The sequence below is a fragment of the Cyclobacterium sp. SOCE241 genome (assembly GCF_056867545.1).
Genome location: NZ_CP149779.1, coordinates 2760085 through 2777682 on the forward strand (window position 1 = coordinate 2760085; position 17598 = coordinate 2777682).

The window sequence follows — 17598 nt, forward strand, 5'->3', positions numbered from 1 at the left end:
GATTGTCGATTGGACATGGATTTTCGTTTCACACAAAATTCACAGAAAGTGTCCAAATCATCTTTAAGAGGTCTTTCACAAGCCCGCATGTCTCCTTTTTTCACACGAAATTTAAAGGAAGTATGCGGGCTAGTGTTTTATGCAGGATCCGGTCTGACAGACCAAATAAACAGGGATTAGCTCCAGTATACCTTCAAGTAATCATCAACTCAAGCAGAACCACTATCCCATTAGGAGTTAGTTGGAATCTTGATTTTTTTGATAATAAGTCCGGAATTTTCCTTGATCGAAAACGAAATGATCAGGAGGCAAATGACTATAACATGCTGGTGAAAAAGGAAATCTCAAAAATAAATGAGATTTTCATGTATTACAGGCATTCTGATTTTGAACTTACGATTGACCAATTTCTAAAGGAATTTGAAAGATTTGGAGCAAAGAAAAATTTTATAGATTGGGCTAATTTAGAAATAGAAGAGAGGTTCGAATTAAATAAAATTGCCCTTCAAACTAAGAAAAATTCACTCTCCAACCTTAAAAAATAAGGGAATGGAAACCTGAAATAAAATTTTCAGAGATTGATTATGGCTTTCTTGAAAACCTCCAGGCTTGGTTGAAAAATGTAAAAGGTTATAAGCTTAACACAGTTGGTGCAATCCTTAAAACCTTAAAGGTTTATGCAAGAATCGCACATGAATCAGGAATAGCTGTTAATATTGATAGTATATCAAAATTTTCACTCCCTTCAGGGAAATCTAGAATCGTATACCTCACTGCAGAAGAATTGGAACGGGTAAAGAATTTTTACCAAAGCTCAGAAATCAAACCTTCAGAAAAACGAGTTTTAGGTCAATTTCTATTTTCGTGTAAAACTGGGCTTAGGTTTTCAGATATAGAACGAGTAACCTGGAGAGAAATTGATGGAGAAGTATTGACTTTCGAACCCTATAAGACTAGGAATATTGAAAAAAGAGTAAGCATTAGGATAGTGGAAGATGCTTTTCAATATATTGAAAACCAAAAAGGAAGGCTTTTCAATACTATGGCCATGCAACCAACCAATAGAATACTGAAAGAAATAGCATTTAAGTGTAAGGTTCGAAAAAACCTCACAACTCATGTAGCCAGACATACATTTGCTACAGATTTCTTGAGAAGGGGTGGCAAAGTCCAAGTTTTACAGAAACTTCTTGGTCATGCAAAAATGAGCACTACCATGATTTATGGCCATGTGGAAGAAAAGGAAATTTTTGACCAAATGCTCATAATGCAAGACTAAATATTCTGCAAATCATAAACTTCCTGCATATTAGCCACAAGTGCGCTGTACACTTTAGCAGCGAGTGTATTACCTTGAAAGGCTGATGCAGGAAGGTTTTGCCAATACTGCAGCTGCGTAATACTCCCTTCCGGATAAATTCCATTTTCATTAGGATGTACAAAAAAACCCGTCTCCGGATCAACCATGGAACCTCGGGTGGTACTGGACCAAATGCGGGTTTTGAATACCTCGGAATCATTTCTTTTTTGCGATTCTGATAATGACGGATCATTGGCAATTACCTCTAGAACCGGCTTATCGAAATCACCATTTTCGTCTTTAGTCCAGAACTCAATCCTGATGTATGCTCTCATCTCGAGGTCTTTCTCTATTTCCAACTTGTCATGCACTAGCTTGATTAGGTAGTTGGAGTGTCTGTGTTCTATTTTGGTAGCGTTGGATAGTGAATTCATGGTGTTTGTCCTCCGTCGGTGATTGTCCAGTTATAATTAGATATTATTAAAGCTCTAGAAGTTGTTGCCGTTGCAGAATACTTTACGTCTCCCATCGTTAATTTCACTCCGTTATTAAGCAATTGTCCAGCAAGAGAATTAAGGAGTAAATCGTAATTTGTCGTAGAAAAAGAAGTCGTATTATTCATAAACCCTAAGCAAGAGGTAGCACTTTGGAATGAAAGTCCGGAAATATCTTGATTAAAGGCATAACATCTATTGAGCATATTCACGAATGAGGTGAATAAGGATGTGTCCCAATTGTTAATGGAAGTATTGAAGTTTTCGCAGACAAAAAAACACCTTAATGCCGAAGTTTGGTTAGAAACATCCCAGTCATTTATAGAGGAAGCACCTGTAAAAGCAGTACACCCTCTAAACATATCTACAAGAATTAAATTATGTTTACTCAAGTCTGGCACGTCTGAGGCCGACAACTGAAGGTTTTCACAACCATAAAATGCTGAAGTCCCTAAAAATGAACAATTACCCCATTGTAAAATATTTAATAATTTCAACCGATCCCTTGTATTACCAAATCGAAAGTCATGTATTTTCCCATATATCTTTACAGTATACACTCCTCCTGAACTATAGGTATGTGTTGCATTTGCATCATTAAAAGAAGTCACTTTAGAAAAACTACCATCCCCCAGTCGATCCTTAAATTATAAGCCTCCCCTGAATCTCTTAATGGTAATTGAATTGTGGATACGGGGAACTTCCACTACTTGTAAGCTCAGTATTCCACTCAGAAATAAATGGACTTTGTTGATCGGAAAGTGTTGATTTAAAAAATTGATTAACAGTTCTCATAAACCATTTTGACTTATAGTATAATTAACAGCTTTTACATCTCCTGAGCTATCCTTATCGATAATAAACAGAAAAAAATTATCTTCATCTACAACGTACTCACCAGAAAGCAATCGTTTAGCAACCCCGGAAGGTACTGAGATACTTGGCTCTAAGCTATCATTATGAAGTAATTTGACCATATTACTATCATCTGCATAAGCCGTGGCTACAGTAATATTTCCAGTAACCGGTGTACCTAATAGTCCATAGGCTCTTGGCCTATCAAAACGGATAGTACTACCAACTGAAGAAATATATGACCTACCATTCCAGGAATAAAACGATGTCCCTGCAGGCAGGGAACTATAACCTGAATTATTAACCAAACTGTTATCTTTTACTGTTTGGGTTTTTACTCCTAGATAGTTGAAAGTTACCGTCTGAAAATAGGCAGTTTTCTTCACATATATTGATGCCTGATTTGAGGAAGTCTGGACGATAACAAAATCTCCTGATTTAGTAGAAATATCTCTGGTTTGAAAACTTATCCTATTCGGATCAATCTGTGTATTATTTGCACCAGTAACAAAATCAACCATTAACATTCCATTAAGTGGCCTAGCATCAAATTCTGAATAGCTTGATGCCCAACCGACAAAAGAAAGTTTAAAGTCATAATAGGTGTTCTGACTTAACTTCTGCCTCCATATCAAGGCAAACTCATTTGTTCTCCCAGTTTGGTTTTTAGTCTCAGGATCCACCTCATCCACTGGTGTGATAATAGCTTCGCCAGTATTTAATCTTAAAATAACATGGAGAGCCATTTCACCATTGGGCGGGTTTGGAATGACAGGGTCCTCATCTGGAGCACCGGCTTGATACCCAACTGTACTGGATGGTTGGGTGTATATTATATCAAACCTACTATACGGATCATCAGGAGCATCATTAAGTATTACAGGTCCTGAATAATTATAAACAATTCCATTCCTTACCCAGGAAGCCCCGTTTATTGTACCTGAGGTAGGGCTATTGATTTCAAGGCTACCAGGAGTAATTACCCTGTCTCCATTCGGTATTTCTAATTCATTTCTGAGAAAATCCAAAATAACAGAAAACGAAAGCCCATGCCAATCCTGCTTTCCGGCAACCTGTACCGGAAAAATGGCGTCTGTTGGGTCTTCGAGTATTGGGAAGAGCCACATTCGTGGGACCAAATAATAAAGTTCCTGGTCCGGCCCTACGATAACGAGCACATTGGAAGGCTGCTCTTCTATCCAATCCAGGTATATGACTTGGCGCGTATATACATAAATGAAATCAAATGCGATAAGGTCATACTGAGACGCCTCGAAGCTAGGCTCTCTGGTGAGTATTCGCTTAAGCTCTACACCGTCCAAGTGGTACTTTTGGAGACTGGAAAAGAAATCCTGAGACCAGAAAAGCTGCTTTCTGCTACGGAAGTAGCCGGTGTTCTTTTCATAAGCTTTGTCCGGATTGACCTCGTACTCATGTTCGTATTCGTCAAAGAAAAGCCCTGAATCAAACTGCTGACTATTTAGTAGGGTCTTTTGTCCTGTGAAGCGGATGGTATCAATGGCTCCAAGGCTATTTTCAAAAACGAAAAGATCATTGTGCTCAAAGAAATTGTCTGTAAGTACATAACGCTGGTACCATGTGTTTTCTCCACCTTCTCCATCTTCTACCCAAACGTCGAAGTACAGGGGCTGCTCCTCAAAGAGGGCGTGCATCTTTTCGAAGGATACATTGATAGTGCTGAGCTGATCTGCCGGGAGGGTGTAGGCCGTGGCTGTGCTGTCGGTATTGTCCTGGAAATAGCCTTTTACCTTCACCTCTAGTGCCTGCTGGGCGTAATAGCTGAGATACTCGGGATCAAAGTACTTGACCTGCTTGATCTGTGGCTGCCAAGTGAGCCAGTTGAGTGTGAGGAAATCTGAGGTTGTGAAATTTTTTCTATCCACACCTCCCTTAATAGCCCTGAAGGTAACCTCGGTGCCGTCTATATCACATACAATATCAGCCACTGCGTCGGCTTGATTGTATAGGTCTGCATCAGGTATGCGAACACTGAGTTGCTTTTCTATAAGATGCTTGAGCGTGATGCTGATATTGCCATCTGCATCTGCAGTGTAGTATTCCTCTAATATGTCAGTGCCGTCCATTGATATGGTGACATCATGCCCCGGATCTGAGGTCGTGAGGAGAATATCAGGGATATTGCCGGCAAAGCAGAGTGCTAAAGGTACCTGTGTGACAGTGATGGCCATGCTAAAATAATTTGAATTTTGATAAAATCCTGAGACCTGCTATGACTATAAGTAAGGCTACTGCAATGCCTATGTATAGCCAAAAATTTGGCTTTCGATTGACTTCCCTGTCTAGCTTGTCAGAAGCTCTTTCGTCTGATGCGGCGCTGTCTAGTTGTGAAAAAGATGCTGTGCTGTCTGAGGCGGTAAAATCTACTTTGGTGTGATCTTCCTGCCTGGAACTATCCCGATGGAGGATGCTAACCGCTGATGCTTCGCCCTCAAAGCTGCCATCAGGTGAAATTCTGAAAGTTCCCCTGGGAACAATGTCAATGAAGGATTCGAAGTAGTCGAGTCGGAGACGTTCCTGATTGAGACTCCCCTTGGTTTGATTTGCTTTTTCATGGCCTTGGATTTGATGGTATTGGTTTGTTGAAACGCTGTGATCTTTCGACCTAGTAATACCCTTCTTGCTGGTGCAAGAAAGGAAGCAGTATATAAGCGATATGATAAAAATTATTCTCATTGTGAGATTATGATTTTAAACTGGTCCGGAAGTAAGTTGATCAATTTGTTTTTGGTCTTGATGGAATTTATCACGTCCGGGAGATGGTCTCCATCTATGTCCATCAGCTTGTTTCCTACTGCTATGCATCCCCTGAGCTCATGCACATGGTTGGCTTCATGAATAAGGATGTAATCACGATTTGGAACATCTAATATGTGGAAGTGCCTACCGAAGGTTTCGCTTTTTCTCTTCTTTGCCTTGTAGATACCTGCAGGAATACAAGAAATATTCCTTTGGTTTCCTTTCCAAGGAAGCTCTAAGGTAAAACAGGTGAAAAGAATGGCATTAAACTCATCCTTAACCAAGAGTTTGCCTATAATCTGTTTATCAGAGACCTGGTTCCTGATCAGAATTAGTGTGTTGTACTGATTTTTCTCCATCTTGGCTGGTAAAATTCTGGGTAAGGTGTGTAAGATCACCGGTCTCATTGAAGCCCTTAAGCCGCTTTAGGATAAAGACCGGGACCAGTTTTTGGATACTTTACCCGCATTGGTAAGTACTGATATGGCTTCTTTGATAAGTATGGCAATGTATATGATGAACTTGAGGTATTCTCCGCCCGACATGGTTTGACCCGAAACAGTGAAGTTCTCTAAAACATGCCCCACTATAAGACAAGAACTATAAACAATCATTTTAATGAGGATATCTCCAAATTTTTCTTTTTCCACTTCCCTTTTAAATATGGCTAAGCCAAACCCTAAAACAGTATCAAGGCTTACTAGAACTGCAAGCCACATAAGGTAATCGAAATCATTAAAAATATAGGTCTGGAAAAAGGTGAATAGGGGAATTGTAATTATTGCCCACTTTCCCTTATCCAGTAAATCTACCAGAATGTCCCTCGTTTGTTGAAATACGTGGATATTCATTAGCCTGTGTGATTTATTGATAGCCTGTTGAGCCATTATAGAATATTGTTAATTTCAGTTCTAAAGTAGCCGGAAGTGGGTTGAAACCAAAGGACAAAAAAATCCCCTGGAATTCCAGGGGAAGCTAATTCTATTCAAATTTCTTTGGATAAATTAAGAGAGTGACACAAGTTGCCCACTTTCATCTTTTACACTAAAAGGCTCCAATCCAGTAATGGATTTTACCTCCAGATTTAATTGCTTTACCTCTTGTAAATTGGGTGTTTCAATTCTATAGGTAATAAAATAACACCTTTGGAGATTTTTCTTTTTTTAATGGCTTTTTGTTGAGCATAACAATAAAATTAAAAGGATCCCAGCGGCTGCTCAACAAAAGCCAAACGTATTGTACGAAGGATTGATGCCGCTCCAAACGGCTCCGCCGGGATTTATCCTATTTCTAGCATAAAATTGACTTCTGTACATAGGAAACATTTAACTTTTGTGAGCACCACAAAATTATTAAATATTACAATAATAAAAAGCATTACCCTGCTTAACTCAAACAAGTAGCATCCGAAGAACATGTTCCGCCGGTAGTGACAGTTACGCCCAGAATAGGGTCTATTAGGATACCATCTACCTTTAGCACCGGGGCTGAAACAGAGCAAATGGCCACAGTGATGATAAAACCTTCTTGGGTGTAAAAATAAGAATTCCAAGGCCTTTCTTCCTGCTCTGATCCAGGTCTCTGCCGCTGTATGGTGAGTGTTTGGGATTCGGTATCGAATACTTCAGTGTCTATCTCTATGGTGTAGCAGTCGCCAAGTTCAGGACCTATACCACCTCCGGAACTGTCGGCAGATTCATGTCCATCAAAGATCCCCTCGATATCAGACTCAATCAAATCTATGGAGGCAGGCTCCATCTTGCGCTGACGGATTGTAAGCTCGATCTTTTCGATAAGGAAGTTGACTCCCCGCAGGTGGACTTTTTGCTCATATCCATGTTCTTGATATCTAGGGCACTGAGTGTGAAAAGACTGCTTACCTTTTTCTTTTTTGCCTGCATATAGTTCATATAGGCACGATGGTACAAATTAATCAAGCCGTATGGTCCCTCCCACTCCAGGGAGAGTCCTCCCTGACGCTCTCCATAAGCATTGTAGTTATGCGGAGCCATTAATGGGTATCGGTTAGGGTTGTTTTCAGACCCTCCGGGAAGTTCGGTGTGCGTATCTTGCAGACCGTGAAAAAGACCTATATGCAGCTGGTCCGGACGAAGGAGTCTGTCACCCTCCCATACAGGTACATACCAGGAACCAAACTTGATACCGGCATCATCATAATGATCTGCCCAGTATTCTTTTATAGACATGGTGACCGGTACCATGTTTGATTTCATCTCGAAACCTGAGGTACCCTCACCCCTGCCCATGGCTGAGCCTATAAGTTCATAATCAAATCTATCGGGAGTCCCAGAATTTGCCTTCTCTCGAAGGATCTTCTTGTAAGCCTCCTTGGTGGATGTGACGTAAATCTCCAGATCTTCCTCTCCACCCATAGGATACTGAAACATCTGGTGGATGGTGCTGACTACATTGTCATAGTCTGAAGGATTAATATCCGGAACAGCTTCCGCATAACCGTATGTATAGGTCTGGCCTTCCTGATCAGAGAGGGTAAGCCTTCCTATCTGTTTACCTGACCAGTTTACGGAATCGGTACCTGCAAGTACTGCCTCATTAGACCGGACCCTGAAGCGATTGCCGGCAGGATAGAGAGAATGACAGATTAATTTGAGTGATTCTTTGATAAGGTCGTTTGCAGGGAGCTGAGGGAGAAATGAATTGAGATAGAAATACCCTTCATTTTCATACAAATCGCTAGGGTACACATCAAGCAACATGGACTGATAACCGCTGTACCCCATTCTTTCCTTCCAGCGTGGATGAAAGGTACTGAGGAGAGTAAGTCGCTTAAGGTCTCCGGAAGCGAAAGGGTTTTGGTCCAGGCTATTCCCAAAGAAATGGTCGAAGATGTACCATATCTTAACAGCAGGGAAAACAATGGTGTGAGATGTATTGACATCGTCAAAAAGCATGTACTCCTCATCCCTGGCATTAAAGAAATTGAAGTACATAAGATTGGCCGCCAGATTTCCACCCCATTCCGGGACGATTGCTTGATTTTCGAGCCTTGGCCACTTGATATCCTTGACGGCTACCGGTGGCGCCACGAACTTGGCATCCGGATTGGATAGCGTGCCTTGGATGGTCTCTCTATAGAAATATCCGTAAAAATCTGTGGAATAAAAATCATGAGAATCCCTCTCTCCGCCAAAGTTGAACTGCTCCATCTCTACATCGGGGAGGGATTTGCGCATTTCATCGGTGATGACAGAGCCACGAAAAAAGCACTTAATATTCTTCTCGAACTTTTGAACTACAAGTACCCCTGTGAGAATCTTGACTGTGGAGAAATAGATGTCGAACCCGTCGTATTCTTTGAAAGCTCCGTAAGTGTTAATCCTGTTTGGATGCAGGAATAGGTTAAGGTTGTGCCTGGTGGCCGGAAGCTCAAAGTTAAGGGAATGGGTGGAAGGAATCCGATCATTGTAGAAGAAAGGATTCTCATATATGAGATTGAGAGCGATGTCCGGGTTGTAATTAACGGGTACACCTTTGAGCAACATCTTAAGCATTACAGTTCAGTGTTGTTTTTGATTTCATTATAATCTTTTTCGGCTTCGTAGAATCCCCGCTTACCCAGTAGGCTAACATCTGCGCGGATGCCTTTGCTAATCTGCTTTTGAAGGCTGTTCATCAGGTCATTGTTTCGCCTGATCAAATCCATTACCTCAGGATCCGGCTGTATAGAAGGAACAGGTACCGGACTCTTTTTCCTGGAATAACCTCCCCGTTGTCTTCCCGGAAGTGTGAAGAGCTCCATGCGTTTGGCCATTACCTTTTCCAAATTGATAGAGGAAATAGTACCGTTTCGCTGAGCCGTGTCGATGGCATTGAGAACCGGACGGATTGTTGGATTTTGATAAGCTTCATTATTGGCGATGAATTCTGTTCCATTTTCGCCCACCAAAACCTTTGGCTTGTCAACGAAACCAGACCTGATGAAACCCCGAGAACGGAACATTTTTTTGTCCTGGCTTCGTACCACATCCATGTACCCCCATCTTCTGCCCCGGGAATCTCCGGAAGAGGTTCATTTCGGATTTTGGCGATTTGCAATAAGCCCATACCTCCGATAACCCCGGCCAAAATTGGCCCCATGACAGGGCCGGCTGTAAGTGCAGAAGTGACCGCCTGGGCAGTGTTGACGATAGCGGCCATAAGCGCAACATTGCGCTCACGCTTCGCCTGATTACGCTCATGAACCGCCGTCTTCTTGTCTAATTGCAGATTGAGTTCATCAATCTGTTCGTTGTATTCGTCCTGAGAGATGACTCCCTGGTCTAGTCGTTTCTTGAGCGTTGCTTGTTTTTGTTCGTTGATCTGCTTGTATTCCTGCAGTTCCTTTCGCTCACTAGCGGATTTAAATTCATTGTATTGTGTCCAAATCTGCCCGAGTGAATTGGCTGCCTGGGCAATGTCATCCATGCGAACTTTTCCTCCTTCTAACCTAGTATAAAAAGCATCCCAATCCTCAGCAGAAAAACCAAGCACATCCACACCGGTGTTTCTCAGACCTTCGTCCTCTGCTATCTCAGTACCGGACTTAAGCCCAAGTTCGCTGAGCTGTTCCTTGATATCTGCAATTCGATCAGCAAGAACTTGACGCTCCTCGTCAGAGAGCAGCTTGTCTGCAAGATCGAGACCTTCGATCTCTCCACCAGCCATAAGGGAGTTGAGCTGAGCCATAAGACCTTGCAAATGCTCCTTAACCATCTGCTCCTCATCGCGGATAAACTTCTTGTCTACTTCCTGTTGCGCCTGACGGAGATTCTTGAGCCCATCCAATGCTTCCTGGGAAAGATCATCCTGAAGGAGCCCTTTGGCATCTTCGAGGGTTTTGATCTCCTTGTATTTCACATTGTTAAGCGTTCGGAGCTGCTGCAGTTCCCTCTCAAATCTCGATTGATTGTTATTGATGAAACCTTCAACCGCCTCAGAATCCAGTTGGTTGATGTTGTTGTAATATTGCTCTTGCAAGGCTTCTCGGACGGTATTTTCCTCAGCTGTAAGTTCGGTCACATCTTTGCCATAGATCCCTGCTTGCTTAAGCCTTTCCACATAAGCCAGCTTCTCCTGTTCTACGAGTGATTTTTGGCCGTCGATGATTTTTTGACGGTATTCAGCTTGTTGTTGGAGTTGTTTTTCTAGGTTTGATTTGGCGTTAGTTTTGGGCTTATTTGATCCTCCATTTGTAGCGGTAGTAGTAGTGGTAGTAGCATCATCCTCTTCGATGGCGGGATTTAATTTTTTGTTTAAATCAATGTTTTTCTCAAGGAAGCCAGTTAGAAGTTCTTCCTGCGCTTGAAAATCAGCCTCCATGGCTTCTCTGTTCTCTTTCCTGTACTGCTCGCGAACATCATTGACCAAAGTTTCTTCATTACCGAAGCTCAATACCGCTAACTTTGTTTTTTGCCACAAGCTAAGCTCCTCAGCCTGCCCGGTCTTTAATGCTTCGATTCGTTTCTTTTGAAGTTCTACCAGTTCATCTTCAGCAGCCTGTACTGATGCTTTCTTAAGCAGAGAAGCAATGTAAGCGTCAGTAGCTTCTGTAGCTTCCTTGGTGTTAATTGTCTCCAGGGAAAGATTGCCCAGGTATTGAGGAGATAATTTTTGAAGCGCTTGAATAGCCTTCAGTCTATCTTCATCAGACCTTGTTTTGTCTCGGGCTACTGCAAGCAATCTTTCCATTTCAAGTTTTTCCCGAACTATGGATTTTTCAGCACTTACCTGAATATCATTCAATTTCCGCGCTGTGCTTTTTCAGCTGAAGTTAATCCTTTGCTATATTGATAAACTGCCACTCCTACAACAGCTATTAATGAAGCCAGTGCCACCCAAGGATTAATTTTTGCTACTGAGTTAAAAACCCTTATGGCTTGTGTCGCTCCTTTGATATTTCCAGCTAATACCATTTGCGCAGCGGCAAGTAATTGAGTAGATGCTAGCATGGCATTGTCCCAAAATACCTTTAGCTTAGCCTGTATAATTGCAATTTTGGTATAGGAATTACTTACAAGCAATGCAGTGCTATAACTTACCAAGGCTACAGTTAAGAGTGAAAGAACTCTCCAATTATCACTTACGAAATCAAAAAGTACAGATAAGATCCTGACAAAATAACTAAAGCCATTGGTACTAACTGTCATCACAGGCAATAGCTTTTCACCTAACTCAACAACCATGTTTTGAAGGCCCTTTCTTGCCTTATCCAATTGTGCCTGAGCTGTCTCATTCTTTAATCCAAACTCTTCTGTTAGGCTAGTACCCTTTTCAAATGCCTGGTTAGATAATTCCTGCTGTTCTCTTAATAGTTGAGTATTATTAGCCAATGAACCTAAAACCCCAATCACCCTGCCTCCATCTTGGCCTAAATCACCAAGTGTTTCAGACAAACTGGTTAGCCCATCACTATTTCTTTTAACACCTTCCAATACCCTGATAAAAGCTTCATTGGCATCCGTATCCAACAACTCTTTAAAGGCTTTCACATCCATCGATGCATACTTGGCAAAGGCATCCGAATTTTTGGCCATTTCTAAAAACAATTTGGATAGGGCTGTTGTGCTAACTTCCGAGGTTTGACCAAGACTATCTAAAGTTGCAGCCATCCCCATTAATTTGGTTATATTGATATCTGCCAATGGTCCAACACCAGCCATTCTTCGTGTAAACTCTACAATATAGCCTTCGTTCGCAGTTGTGGCCATTCCTAACTGATTGATCGAAGAACCCACTTTTAATAAAGCTTGTTCAAGAGATATATCCTCAGAAACCTTGAAAATATCTACTAATTTGCCTACTTGAGTAATGGCAGATTCAACATCCCCTCCTAGATCTTCAGATAGGGCTACACCTATCTGATCAGCAGCTCTGACAAACCCTAAAATGTCTTCTTTGCCTTGTATACCTAGTTTTCCCGCCACTCTAGCAAGGCCCAGTAAATCATTCTGTGATGTTCTACTATCAATTTTCTTTAATTCTTCATTCAACTCACGAACCTCAATCTTGGTAAGGTTGGTAGTTTTCATTACGTCGGCTAGCTTATCATCAAATTCTGCAAAATCATTTATGGTTTTCCTAATTCCACTAATAGCAGCTATTAGTGAAGCAAAACCTGCAGTCATTACACCAATGTAATGATTAAACCTACCTGCCATTTTCTGAAGTGAACTACCCGTTTCCCTTGCACGTCCATTTAATTCCTGGTATCTAGTATTAACCTGATTCAATCGTTTTTCATGCTCAATCCATTGTTTGGTATATGGCACCGCCAAATCCCGCAATCTCCGGATGCGGTACATTTCTCTTCTAAGATCCACCAATGACATCTTATTAACATCAACCTGAGAGCGCAAGGATTGCAATCTACTTTGAGCCAGGTTAAGTGCTTTATTTTTATCTTCTATGGCTTGAGTTACAGCTTTGTACTGTTCAGAATTCAATTTACCTGACCTTCGAAGCTTCTTTTCGGAACGCTCTAGGGCTTGTAATTCTTTATTTGTGTCCTTTACTGCACGTTCAAGCTCCCCTATTTCTTTTTGGCCGCGATCACCATTGACTACGATATTGAGGACCAGATCCTCATCCCTAAGTTTTTTACCCATGGTTATTTTCTATTTCACGTTTAATCCCGTCCCTAACCTCATTAGTAAACTCTACCATCAATCTATTGGCAATCACATAATAATGCCCAAAAACAAACCTGTTATGTATAGGATAATTACGCTTTCTGATCCTCCTTCCATTTTTTATTTTTGGATTTTTCTTTAGGTCTAGAAACCTTTGATAAGCCTTGTGCTTAAATCTTAATTGGCCATCCATTCCACTCTCTGTACTTATTTTAAAGTCCCTTTCTCTTTCCAGAATACCAGTATGGAAGTGCAAAAGCTTCCTCATTTCTAAACCTTGATTTCTTTCTAGTCGCTGAGACTCTTCTTTGAGAATTTTTTGTACGAATGCCTTTTTTATAATTACCCCTTCCAAACCTTTATTTTTTTCACTAAACTATCTTTCCCTATTAGCTTTACAAAGGACAATGTATTGGGGCTTTTCTGCCGAACCAGGCTATCCATTCATAGTCCTCGACTTTTAAGAAGTCTGTGGGCTAACCATTGCTATCCTTAAGCCAAAATCTAATTCATAATCCTAGGGTATAATTTAATTAATGGTGGGATTTTGTGGGTTATAAGTGTTAATGGTGGGATTTGAATAGGTTTGTAAAAGGCTATTTTTTTAATAAGGGGGCGGGGGATCATATATCCTTTTGAAAACCAAGATTTGCAATTGCAAACCAATGTTGGGGCGGAGTCGGGGTCAATTCTGACTGAATTACTTTTAAAAAAAGTAACCAAAACCATAAACCACTGAAAATCATTTTTTTAAATAATTTTACAGTGTCAAAAACACCACATTTTTAGCCTTTTTTCGGCCTATTTGGCCTTTTCATTAGAAAAAGAGGTGAAATTTTATTTAACCCTATAGTCATTTAATACACCCTAACTATAAGCACAATTAAACATAACATGCTAATAGACAGGTTTTAACATGTTTGAAATATATAATTATTTGCTTATATTTATATATCAAATCAAACGAAACAACACCTTTAAATTTTCTAAAAATGAAAGATCAAACTAAAAGTAAAGTGATGGAAGTAAGCAAGACAAAAGAACAGCCTAAAAAGTCAGGCAAGCTAACACAAACCAACGAAGTAGAAACGCTAAAAAAGGAAATCGAAAAATTGAAAAGCCAATTGGACAACCAACCCGAAAGCTTAGAGGAAAAGATAAAATTTTTCCAACAAAAACAAGAAATGATAAAACGCCTCAGGCTACTAAATGACTATGCTGAAAACCTTTTGAATGTTCAGGAACAAATTAATGAATCATTAAAAGAAAATGACGCCTTTTTATCAGACCATTTTCAATTAAAAATCCAATACAAACAAAATTCTTATGGCTCCCCAAAAGATGTTTTAACCATTGCCCACCCAAAATTAATTGGGGATGTTCTAGGATTCGCCATTAGTAAAATTCAGGACAAAAGAACAGAAATTCAAAACCAAATCAATGCATAAAATGGAGAAACCACAAAACCCAAAAAGAGCTGAATTAATAGCTTTAAGCAACGAAGCCAAGGAACTCAGGGAAACGATGGAAGAAGCATCAGAAACCGAAAATGAAGCCCTTTTTTGGGCTTCTAAAACCATCAATTATATGTTGCTAAACCATATGTATAATACTCATGGAGCCACAGAGTTTAATACCTTCAAACAATGGAAAGAACAAGGAGCAACAGTAAAAAAGGGATCCAAAGCTTTTTTAGTATGGGGTCAACCCATTTACAAAAAAATGACGAGGATAAGGAAGAAGAAAACCCAAATGACCCTGAGGAAGAATATAAATATTTTCCGCTTTGCTACTTGTTTTCCGATAAGCAGGTAATTACGGCCGAAGAGCTAAGCCAGGAGCGAGAAGAAACCCAAAAAGAAAAGGTTTCAAAAGCCCAAGAACCTGCTGAAAAATTTTTCAATTCCGTTAAACTAGACATTGTATTATAATGAAAACTTTAAGAGAACCTGCACAAACTTTATTAACATCTGGAAAAATGGCACTAAATGACAAAATGCTATTTTCAACAGCCTTTCAATTGCCAGACCAAACAGTAAATGAAATTTTTGATATGGCAAAAAATGAACTGGCAAATATTGCCAAACTTTCCTTTCATGACCTAATGAAGTTTAAAAACATAGGAGCAAATAAAGCGGCTTCAATTGTGGCCAGCTTTGAAGTAGGGAGAAGAAGATATAAAATAGATCCTGCAAAATCATTTAAAATTCAATGCTCAAATAATGCTTATGAATACATTAGGCCGTTTCTTTTAGATGAACAACAGGAGCATTTTTATATTTTAATGCTTAACAGAGCAAACAGGGTAATAAATCACAAGCTTATAAGTTCCGGAGGTACAGCGGCAACCGTGGTAGATTCCAAGCTAATTTTTAAATCTGCTATTGAAAACTATTCACAAGCCATTATTTTAATTCACAACCACCCAAGCGAAAATTTAAAACCTTCACAGGCTGATATTGCTATCACAAAAAAACTTGTAAATGTAGGCAAGGAATTGGAAATGCCCGTTTTGGACCATCTAATTTTTACCAATAGTGGATATTACTCTTTTGCCGATGATGGATTAATTTAATTTACTTTTATTACTTAAACGTGAACTACTTACTAAGTAGGTAGTTTCGCGCGCTGGAATCGGAATTTTTCCACAGTTCCACGACATGCGTCGGATTTTTTTACAAAAAATTAATACTACCGTATAGGATCTGGGGAAAAATGGATGTGTTTGTCTGCTTTTTCCCTTCAACATTTCTCCGCACCTGCTATAATAAATGTTGAATGGAAAAAGGCTAATGGAATGAATTATTACTAAAACCTAAAATTGTAATAATAACTCTTAATATTTAATTAAGAATTGTAATTGTGATTTTTATAAAATTCATTCATAAGGCCTTCAAATAGGGTACAATACCTAAAAAATGCATTCTCAATTTTTCATTAAAGTTTTCACTTAATTTTAGGTCTTTCAATTCCCTAGGACAGATAAACTTATCCCTCGCGATTTTTAACCTATTCAAAAAATCACACTCTTTATCAAAATATTCATCAATAATTTTTTGTTTTCCTTTAGCTCTAAAGAAATTTTTAAAAACTTCTCGACTATCTTCTCCGAAATTTTCAACTTTTGTATTTCTATTAATCCTACTAATTTTACCCAAAAAATACAAGTCAAATTCAATTAGAGTAAAGAACATAATGACGCAAGATTTTCTGGTTACCTTAAAAAGGTTCACTTCTGAATTTAATCTCTCAGCCGCAATCATCATACTCATCACTTCGCTCCGAATATCCAAGTGAATTGTCTGGTGATCTTTCAAAACATGAAATGCCAACCGATTAAATTCTTCATTGCTATTATCTTCCTCTACTCTCATAAACCTTTCTTAACTCTATTTTGGAAAACCATTTGTTACCCTATTCACTTCAACTTTCCTAAAATCCCAACCCTTATACTCAAATGGAAACTTTTTAGATTTGATATAATCGTAAGAAAACTCAGGATGGTTTTCGCATAATAACTTGAGATTTGACCAAAATTCTTCTTTTCCGGCAGTTTTAATTATGATAATATTTCTATATGTACCCATGTACAAATATAATCATATATTTATACAATTTTAGAATTTCAAATCTTCCTTCTAGTATATAATTTAATCAAAACCTCGTAAATCCCTTTAATTATTCAATATAAAAACGCTTCAGTTTACCGCAATTAATACAAATCTCTACAATTACCCTGCCATCAAATTGACTCCTCTCTCTCTTCTTAAAACAACAAAGACATGGACCAGCCATTCCAACCTCCGAAAATATTGTATTCCGGATCGATCGGTATATTTTCAGAGCTAAGTTGCCAAAATGGGCCGCACCCTTCTTCAAAGCTTTCAAGCACTTTGTTCCTAATTTCCAAGGTAATTGCCTGTGTTTTTTCATATTGATCAAGTTCCTCAACTTTAGTTTGACCTGTCCATCCTTTGCTAAGCACAAAAAATAATGCACTATGATTATCTGAAATGCTCGAGGGATCAGATCCAGACGCTGTTGTTGATGGAATCACGGCCACCAGCTGTATCCCTCTTTCGTCCTTTAGTGCATTCACAGCATGATTATCTTGTGCTACTAGGTGATGACTCACCAGTTCCTGAATTTCATCCACCCAGTTTTTACAAATGGAATTATAATCTTTAATGCTTATCATTTTTTTGACTTCCTTTTGATCTCTTCATTTTGTTCGTGGCAATCCTTCATATATAGCAACACATCATATAGTCCCATTTTGTCTGTTTTTTCAACATCACCAAAGGGTCCCTCCTTGGCAACTTGATGTAGTATAGTTACCCATCCACTTCCTGCAGGTCTACGACCTTCCGTTTCTTCACCGGAAAAGAGCCCTGAGAAGCTTACCACTTCACCGCCTAGTATTAACTCTTCTTTTTGAATATAATTAATCATAAAAGTGAACCATAACAAGACAGCCGTTTTCAATACCTGAGAAACTTCTTTGAAATAAACTGCATTCATT

20 protein-coding genes are annotated in these 17598 nt (G+C 39.5%); 6 read left to right on the forward strand and 14 right to left on the reverse strand.

The features are described from left to right. Positions 1-122 precede the first annotated feature (122 nt). Together WG932_RS13740 and WG932_RS13745 are read left to right on the forward strand one after the other, a co-directional pair. Positions 123-545, forward strand: coding sequence for an Arm DNA-binding domain-containing protein (locus WG932_RS13740; protein WP_483088307.1), 423 nt, complete (start codon positions 123-125; stop codon positions 543-545). Between the two features lie 17 nt (positions 546-562). Next, positions 563-1279 carry a tyrosine-type recombinase/integrase gene (locus tag WG932_RS13745; protein ID WP_483088644.1) on the forward strand — a complete coding sequence of 239 codons (717 nt, stop codon included), beginning with the start codon at positions 563-565 and terminating at the stop codon, positions 1277-1279. Here the strand turns inward: WG932_RS13745 and WG932_RS13750 are convergent. The 3 genes from WG932_RS13750 to WG932_RS13760 all read right to left on the reverse strand — a co-directional run bounded on the left by WG932_RS13750 (position 1276) and on the right by WG932_RS13760 (position 4859). Then, positions 1276-1734, reverse strand: coding sequence for a hypothetical protein (locus tag WG932_RS13750; protein WP_483088308.1), 459 nt, complete (start codon positions 1732-1734; stop codon positions 1276-1278). The two genes, WG932_RS13745 and WG932_RS13750, sit on opposite strands and share 4 nt — an antisense overlap. After that, complete coding sequence (locus tag WG932_RS13755; RefSeq protein WP_483088309.1) at positions 1731-2405, reverse strand: BspA family leucine-rich repeat surface protein; 675 nt, start codon at positions 2403-2405, stop codon at positions 1731-1733. Before WG932_RS13755 ends, WG932_RS13750 begins: the two co-directional genes overlap by 4 nt. 180 nt (positions 2406-2585) lie before the next feature. After that, on the reverse strand, positions 2586-4859 hold the full coding sequence (locus tag WG932_RS13760) for a hypothetical protein (RefSeq protein ID WP_483088310.1): 2274 nt from the start codon (positions 4857-4859) through the stop codon (positions 2586-2588). A 41-nt stretch (positions 4860-4900) separates the two neighbouring features. Between WG932_RS13760 and WG932_RS13765 the strand changes: the two genes are divergently transcribed. Further along, positions 4901-5065, forward strand: a complete 165-nt coding sequence (locus tag WG932_RS13765) for a hypothetical protein (protein WP_483088311.1) — start codon at positions 4901-4903, stop codon at positions 5063-5065. Between the two features lie 295 nt (positions 5066-5360). On the opposite strand, the gene WG932_RS13770 is transcribed toward WG932_RS13765, so the two are convergent. From WG932_RS13770 to WG932_RS13805, 8 genes are all read right to left on the reverse strand, one after another. Further along, the gene (locus WG932_RS13770) at positions 5361-5834 is read right to left on the reverse strand and encodes a DUF5675 family protein (RefSeq protein WP_483088312.1); all 474 of its coding nucleotides are present in this window, start codon (positions 5832-5834) and stop codon (positions 5361-5363) included. Positions 5835-5852: 18 nt separating this feature from the next. Then, positions 5853-6278: a phage holin family protein gene (locus WG932_RS13775; protein ID WP_483088313.1), complete on the reverse strand. Its 426-nt coding sequence runs from the start codon at positions 6276-6278 to the stop codon at positions 5853-5855. Positions 6279-6813: 535 nt separating this feature from the next. Then, positions 6814-7185 carry a hypothetical protein gene (locus tag WG932_RS13780; protein ID WP_483088314.1) on the reverse strand — a complete coding sequence of 124 codons (372 nt, stop codon included), beginning with the start codon at positions 7183-7185 and terminating at the stop codon, positions 6814-6816. After that, a complete protein-coding gene (locus tag WG932_RS13785; RefSeq protein WP_483088315.1) occupies positions 7167-8960 on the reverse strand; it encodes a hypothetical protein in 1794 nt (597 codons plus the stop codon). Before WG932_RS13785 ends, WG932_RS13780 begins: the two co-directional genes overlap by 19 nt. Then, complete coding sequence (locus tag WG932_RS13790) at positions 8960-9232, reverse strand: hypothetical protein (RefSeq protein WP_483088316.1); 273 nt, start codon at positions 9230-9232, stop codon at positions 8960-8962. The genes WG932_RS13785 and WG932_RS13790 overlap by 1 nt, the downstream gene beginning before the upstream one ends. Next, positions 9220-11190, reverse strand: a complete 1971-nt coding sequence (locus WG932_RS13795; RefSeq protein WP_483088317.1) for a coiled-coil domain-containing protein — start codon at positions 11188-11190, stop codon at positions 9220-9222. The genes WG932_RS13790 and WG932_RS13795 overlap by 13 nt, the downstream gene beginning before the upstream one ends. Continuing rightward, a complete protein-coding gene (locus tag WG932_RS13800) occupies positions 11187-13052 on the reverse strand; it encodes a phage tail tape measure protein (RefSeq protein WP_483088318.1) in 1866 nt (621 codons plus the stop codon). Before WG932_RS13800 ends, WG932_RS13795 begins: the two co-directional genes overlap by 4 nt. Next, the gene (locus WG932_RS13805) at positions 13045-13431 is read right to left on the reverse strand and encodes a hypothetical protein (RefSeq protein ID WP_483088319.1); all 387 of its coding nucleotides are present in this window, start codon (positions 13429-13431) and stop codon (positions 13045-13047) included. The genes WG932_RS13800 and WG932_RS13805 overlap by 8 nt, the downstream gene beginning before the upstream one ends. Positions 13432-14068: 637 nt before the next feature. Between WG932_RS13805 and WG932_RS13810 the strand changes: the two genes are divergently transcribed. The 3 genes from WG932_RS13810 to WG932_RS13820 all read left to right on the forward strand — a co-directional run bounded on the left by WG932_RS13810 (position 14069) and on the right by WG932_RS13820 (position 15651). After that, complete coding sequence (locus WG932_RS13810) at positions 14069-14524, forward strand: hypothetical protein (protein WP_483088320.1); 456 nt, start codon at positions 14069-14071, stop codon at positions 14522-14524. Between the two features lie 154 nt (positions 14525-14678). Further along, positions 14679-14891, forward strand: a complete 213-nt coding sequence (locus WG932_RS13815) for an ArdC-like ssDNA-binding domain-containing protein (RefSeq protein WP_483088645.1) — start codon at positions 14679-14681, stop codon at positions 14889-14891. Between the two features lie 115 nt (positions 14892-15006). Further along, the gene (locus tag WG932_RS13820; protein ID WP_483088321.1) at positions 15007-15651 is read left to right on the forward strand and encodes a JAB domain-containing protein; all 645 of its coding nucleotides are present in this window, start codon (positions 15007-15009) and stop codon (positions 15649-15651) included. Positions 15652-15958: 307 nt separating this feature from the next. Here WG932_RS13820 and WG932_RS13825 read toward each other — a convergent pair whose 3' ends face one another. From WG932_RS13825 to WG932_RS13835, 3 genes are all read right to left on the reverse strand, one after another. After that, the gene (locus WG932_RS13825) at positions 15959-16450 is read right to left on the reverse strand and encodes a hypothetical protein (protein WP_483088322.1); all 492 of its coding nucleotides are present in this window, start codon (positions 16448-16450) and stop codon (positions 15959-15961) included. Positions 16451-16842: 392 nt separating this feature from the next. Next, complete coding sequence (locus tag WG932_RS13830) at positions 16843-17274, reverse strand: hypothetical protein (RefSeq protein ID WP_483088323.1); 432 nt, start codon at positions 17272-17274, stop codon at positions 16843-16845. Beyond that, positions 17271-17597, reverse strand: coding sequence for a hypothetical protein (locus WG932_RS13835; RefSeq protein WP_483088324.1), 327 nt, complete (start codon positions 17595-17597; stop codon positions 17271-17273). The genes WG932_RS13830 and WG932_RS13835 overlap by 4 nt, the downstream gene beginning before the upstream one ends. Position 17598: the final 1 nt, after the last annotated feature.

Excerpts from the sequence above, each read along its gene's own strand:
- WG932_RS13740 (WP_483088307.1), top strand. The coding sequence starts at position 123 with ATGCGGGCTAGTGTTTTATGCAGGATCCGGTCTGACAGACCAAATAAA.
- WG932_RS13750 (WP_483088308.1), bottom strand. The coding sequence starts at position 1,734 with ATGAATTCACTATCCAACGCTACCAAAATAGAACACAGACACTCCAAC.
- WG932_RS13760 (WP_483088310.1), bottom strand. The coding sequence starts at position 4,859 with ATGGCCATCACTGTCACACAGGTACCTTTAGCACTCTGCTTTGCCGGC.
- WG932_RS13765 (WP_483088311.1), top strand. The coding sequence starts at position 4,901 with ATGACTATAAGTAAGGCTACTGCAATGCCTATGTATAGCCAAAAATTT.
- WG932_RS13770 (WP_483088312.1), bottom strand. The coding sequence starts at position 5,834 with ATGAGACCGGTGATCTTACACACCTTACCCAGAATTTTACCAGCCAAG.
- WG932_RS13775 (WP_483088313.1), bottom strand. The coding sequence starts at position 6,278 with ATGAATATCCACGTATTTCAACAAACGAGGGACATTCTGGTAGATTTA.
- WG932_RS13780 (WP_483088314.1), bottom strand. The coding sequence starts at position 7,185 with ATGGAGCCTGCCTCCATAGATTTGATTGAGTCTGATATCGAGGGGATC.
- WG932_RS13785 (WP_483088315.1), bottom strand. The coding sequence starts at position 8,960 with ATGCTTAAGATGTTGCTCAAAGGTGTACCCGTTAATTACAACCCGGAC.
- WG932_RS13800 (WP_483088318.1), bottom strand. The coding sequence starts at position 13,052 with ATGGGTAAAAAACTTAGGGATGAGGATCTGGTCCTCAATATCGTAGTC.
- WG932_RS13810 (WP_483088320.1), top strand. The coding sequence starts at position 14,069 with ATGAAAGATCAAACTAAAAGTAAAGTGATGGAAGTAAGCAAGACAAAA.
- WG932_RS13815 (WP_483088645.1), top strand. The coding sequence starts at position 14,679 with ATGTATAATACTCATGGAGCCACAGAGTTTAATACCTTCAAACAATGG.
- WG932_RS13820 (WP_483088321.1), top strand. The coding sequence starts at position 15,007 with ATGAAAACTTTAAGAGAACCTGCACAAACTTTATTAACATCTGGAAAA.
- WG932_RS13825 (WP_483088322.1), bottom strand. The coding sequence starts at position 16,450 with ATGAGAGTAGAGGAAGATAATAGCAATGAAGAATTTAATCGGTTGGCA.
- WG932_RS13830 (WP_483088323.1), bottom strand. The coding sequence starts at position 17,274 with ATGATAAGCATTAAAGATTATAATTCCATTTGTAAAAACTGGGTGGAT.
- WG932_RS13835 (WP_483088324.1), bottom strand. The coding sequence starts at position 17,597 with ATGAATGCAGTTTATTTCAAAGAAGTTTCTCAGGTATTGAAAACGGCT.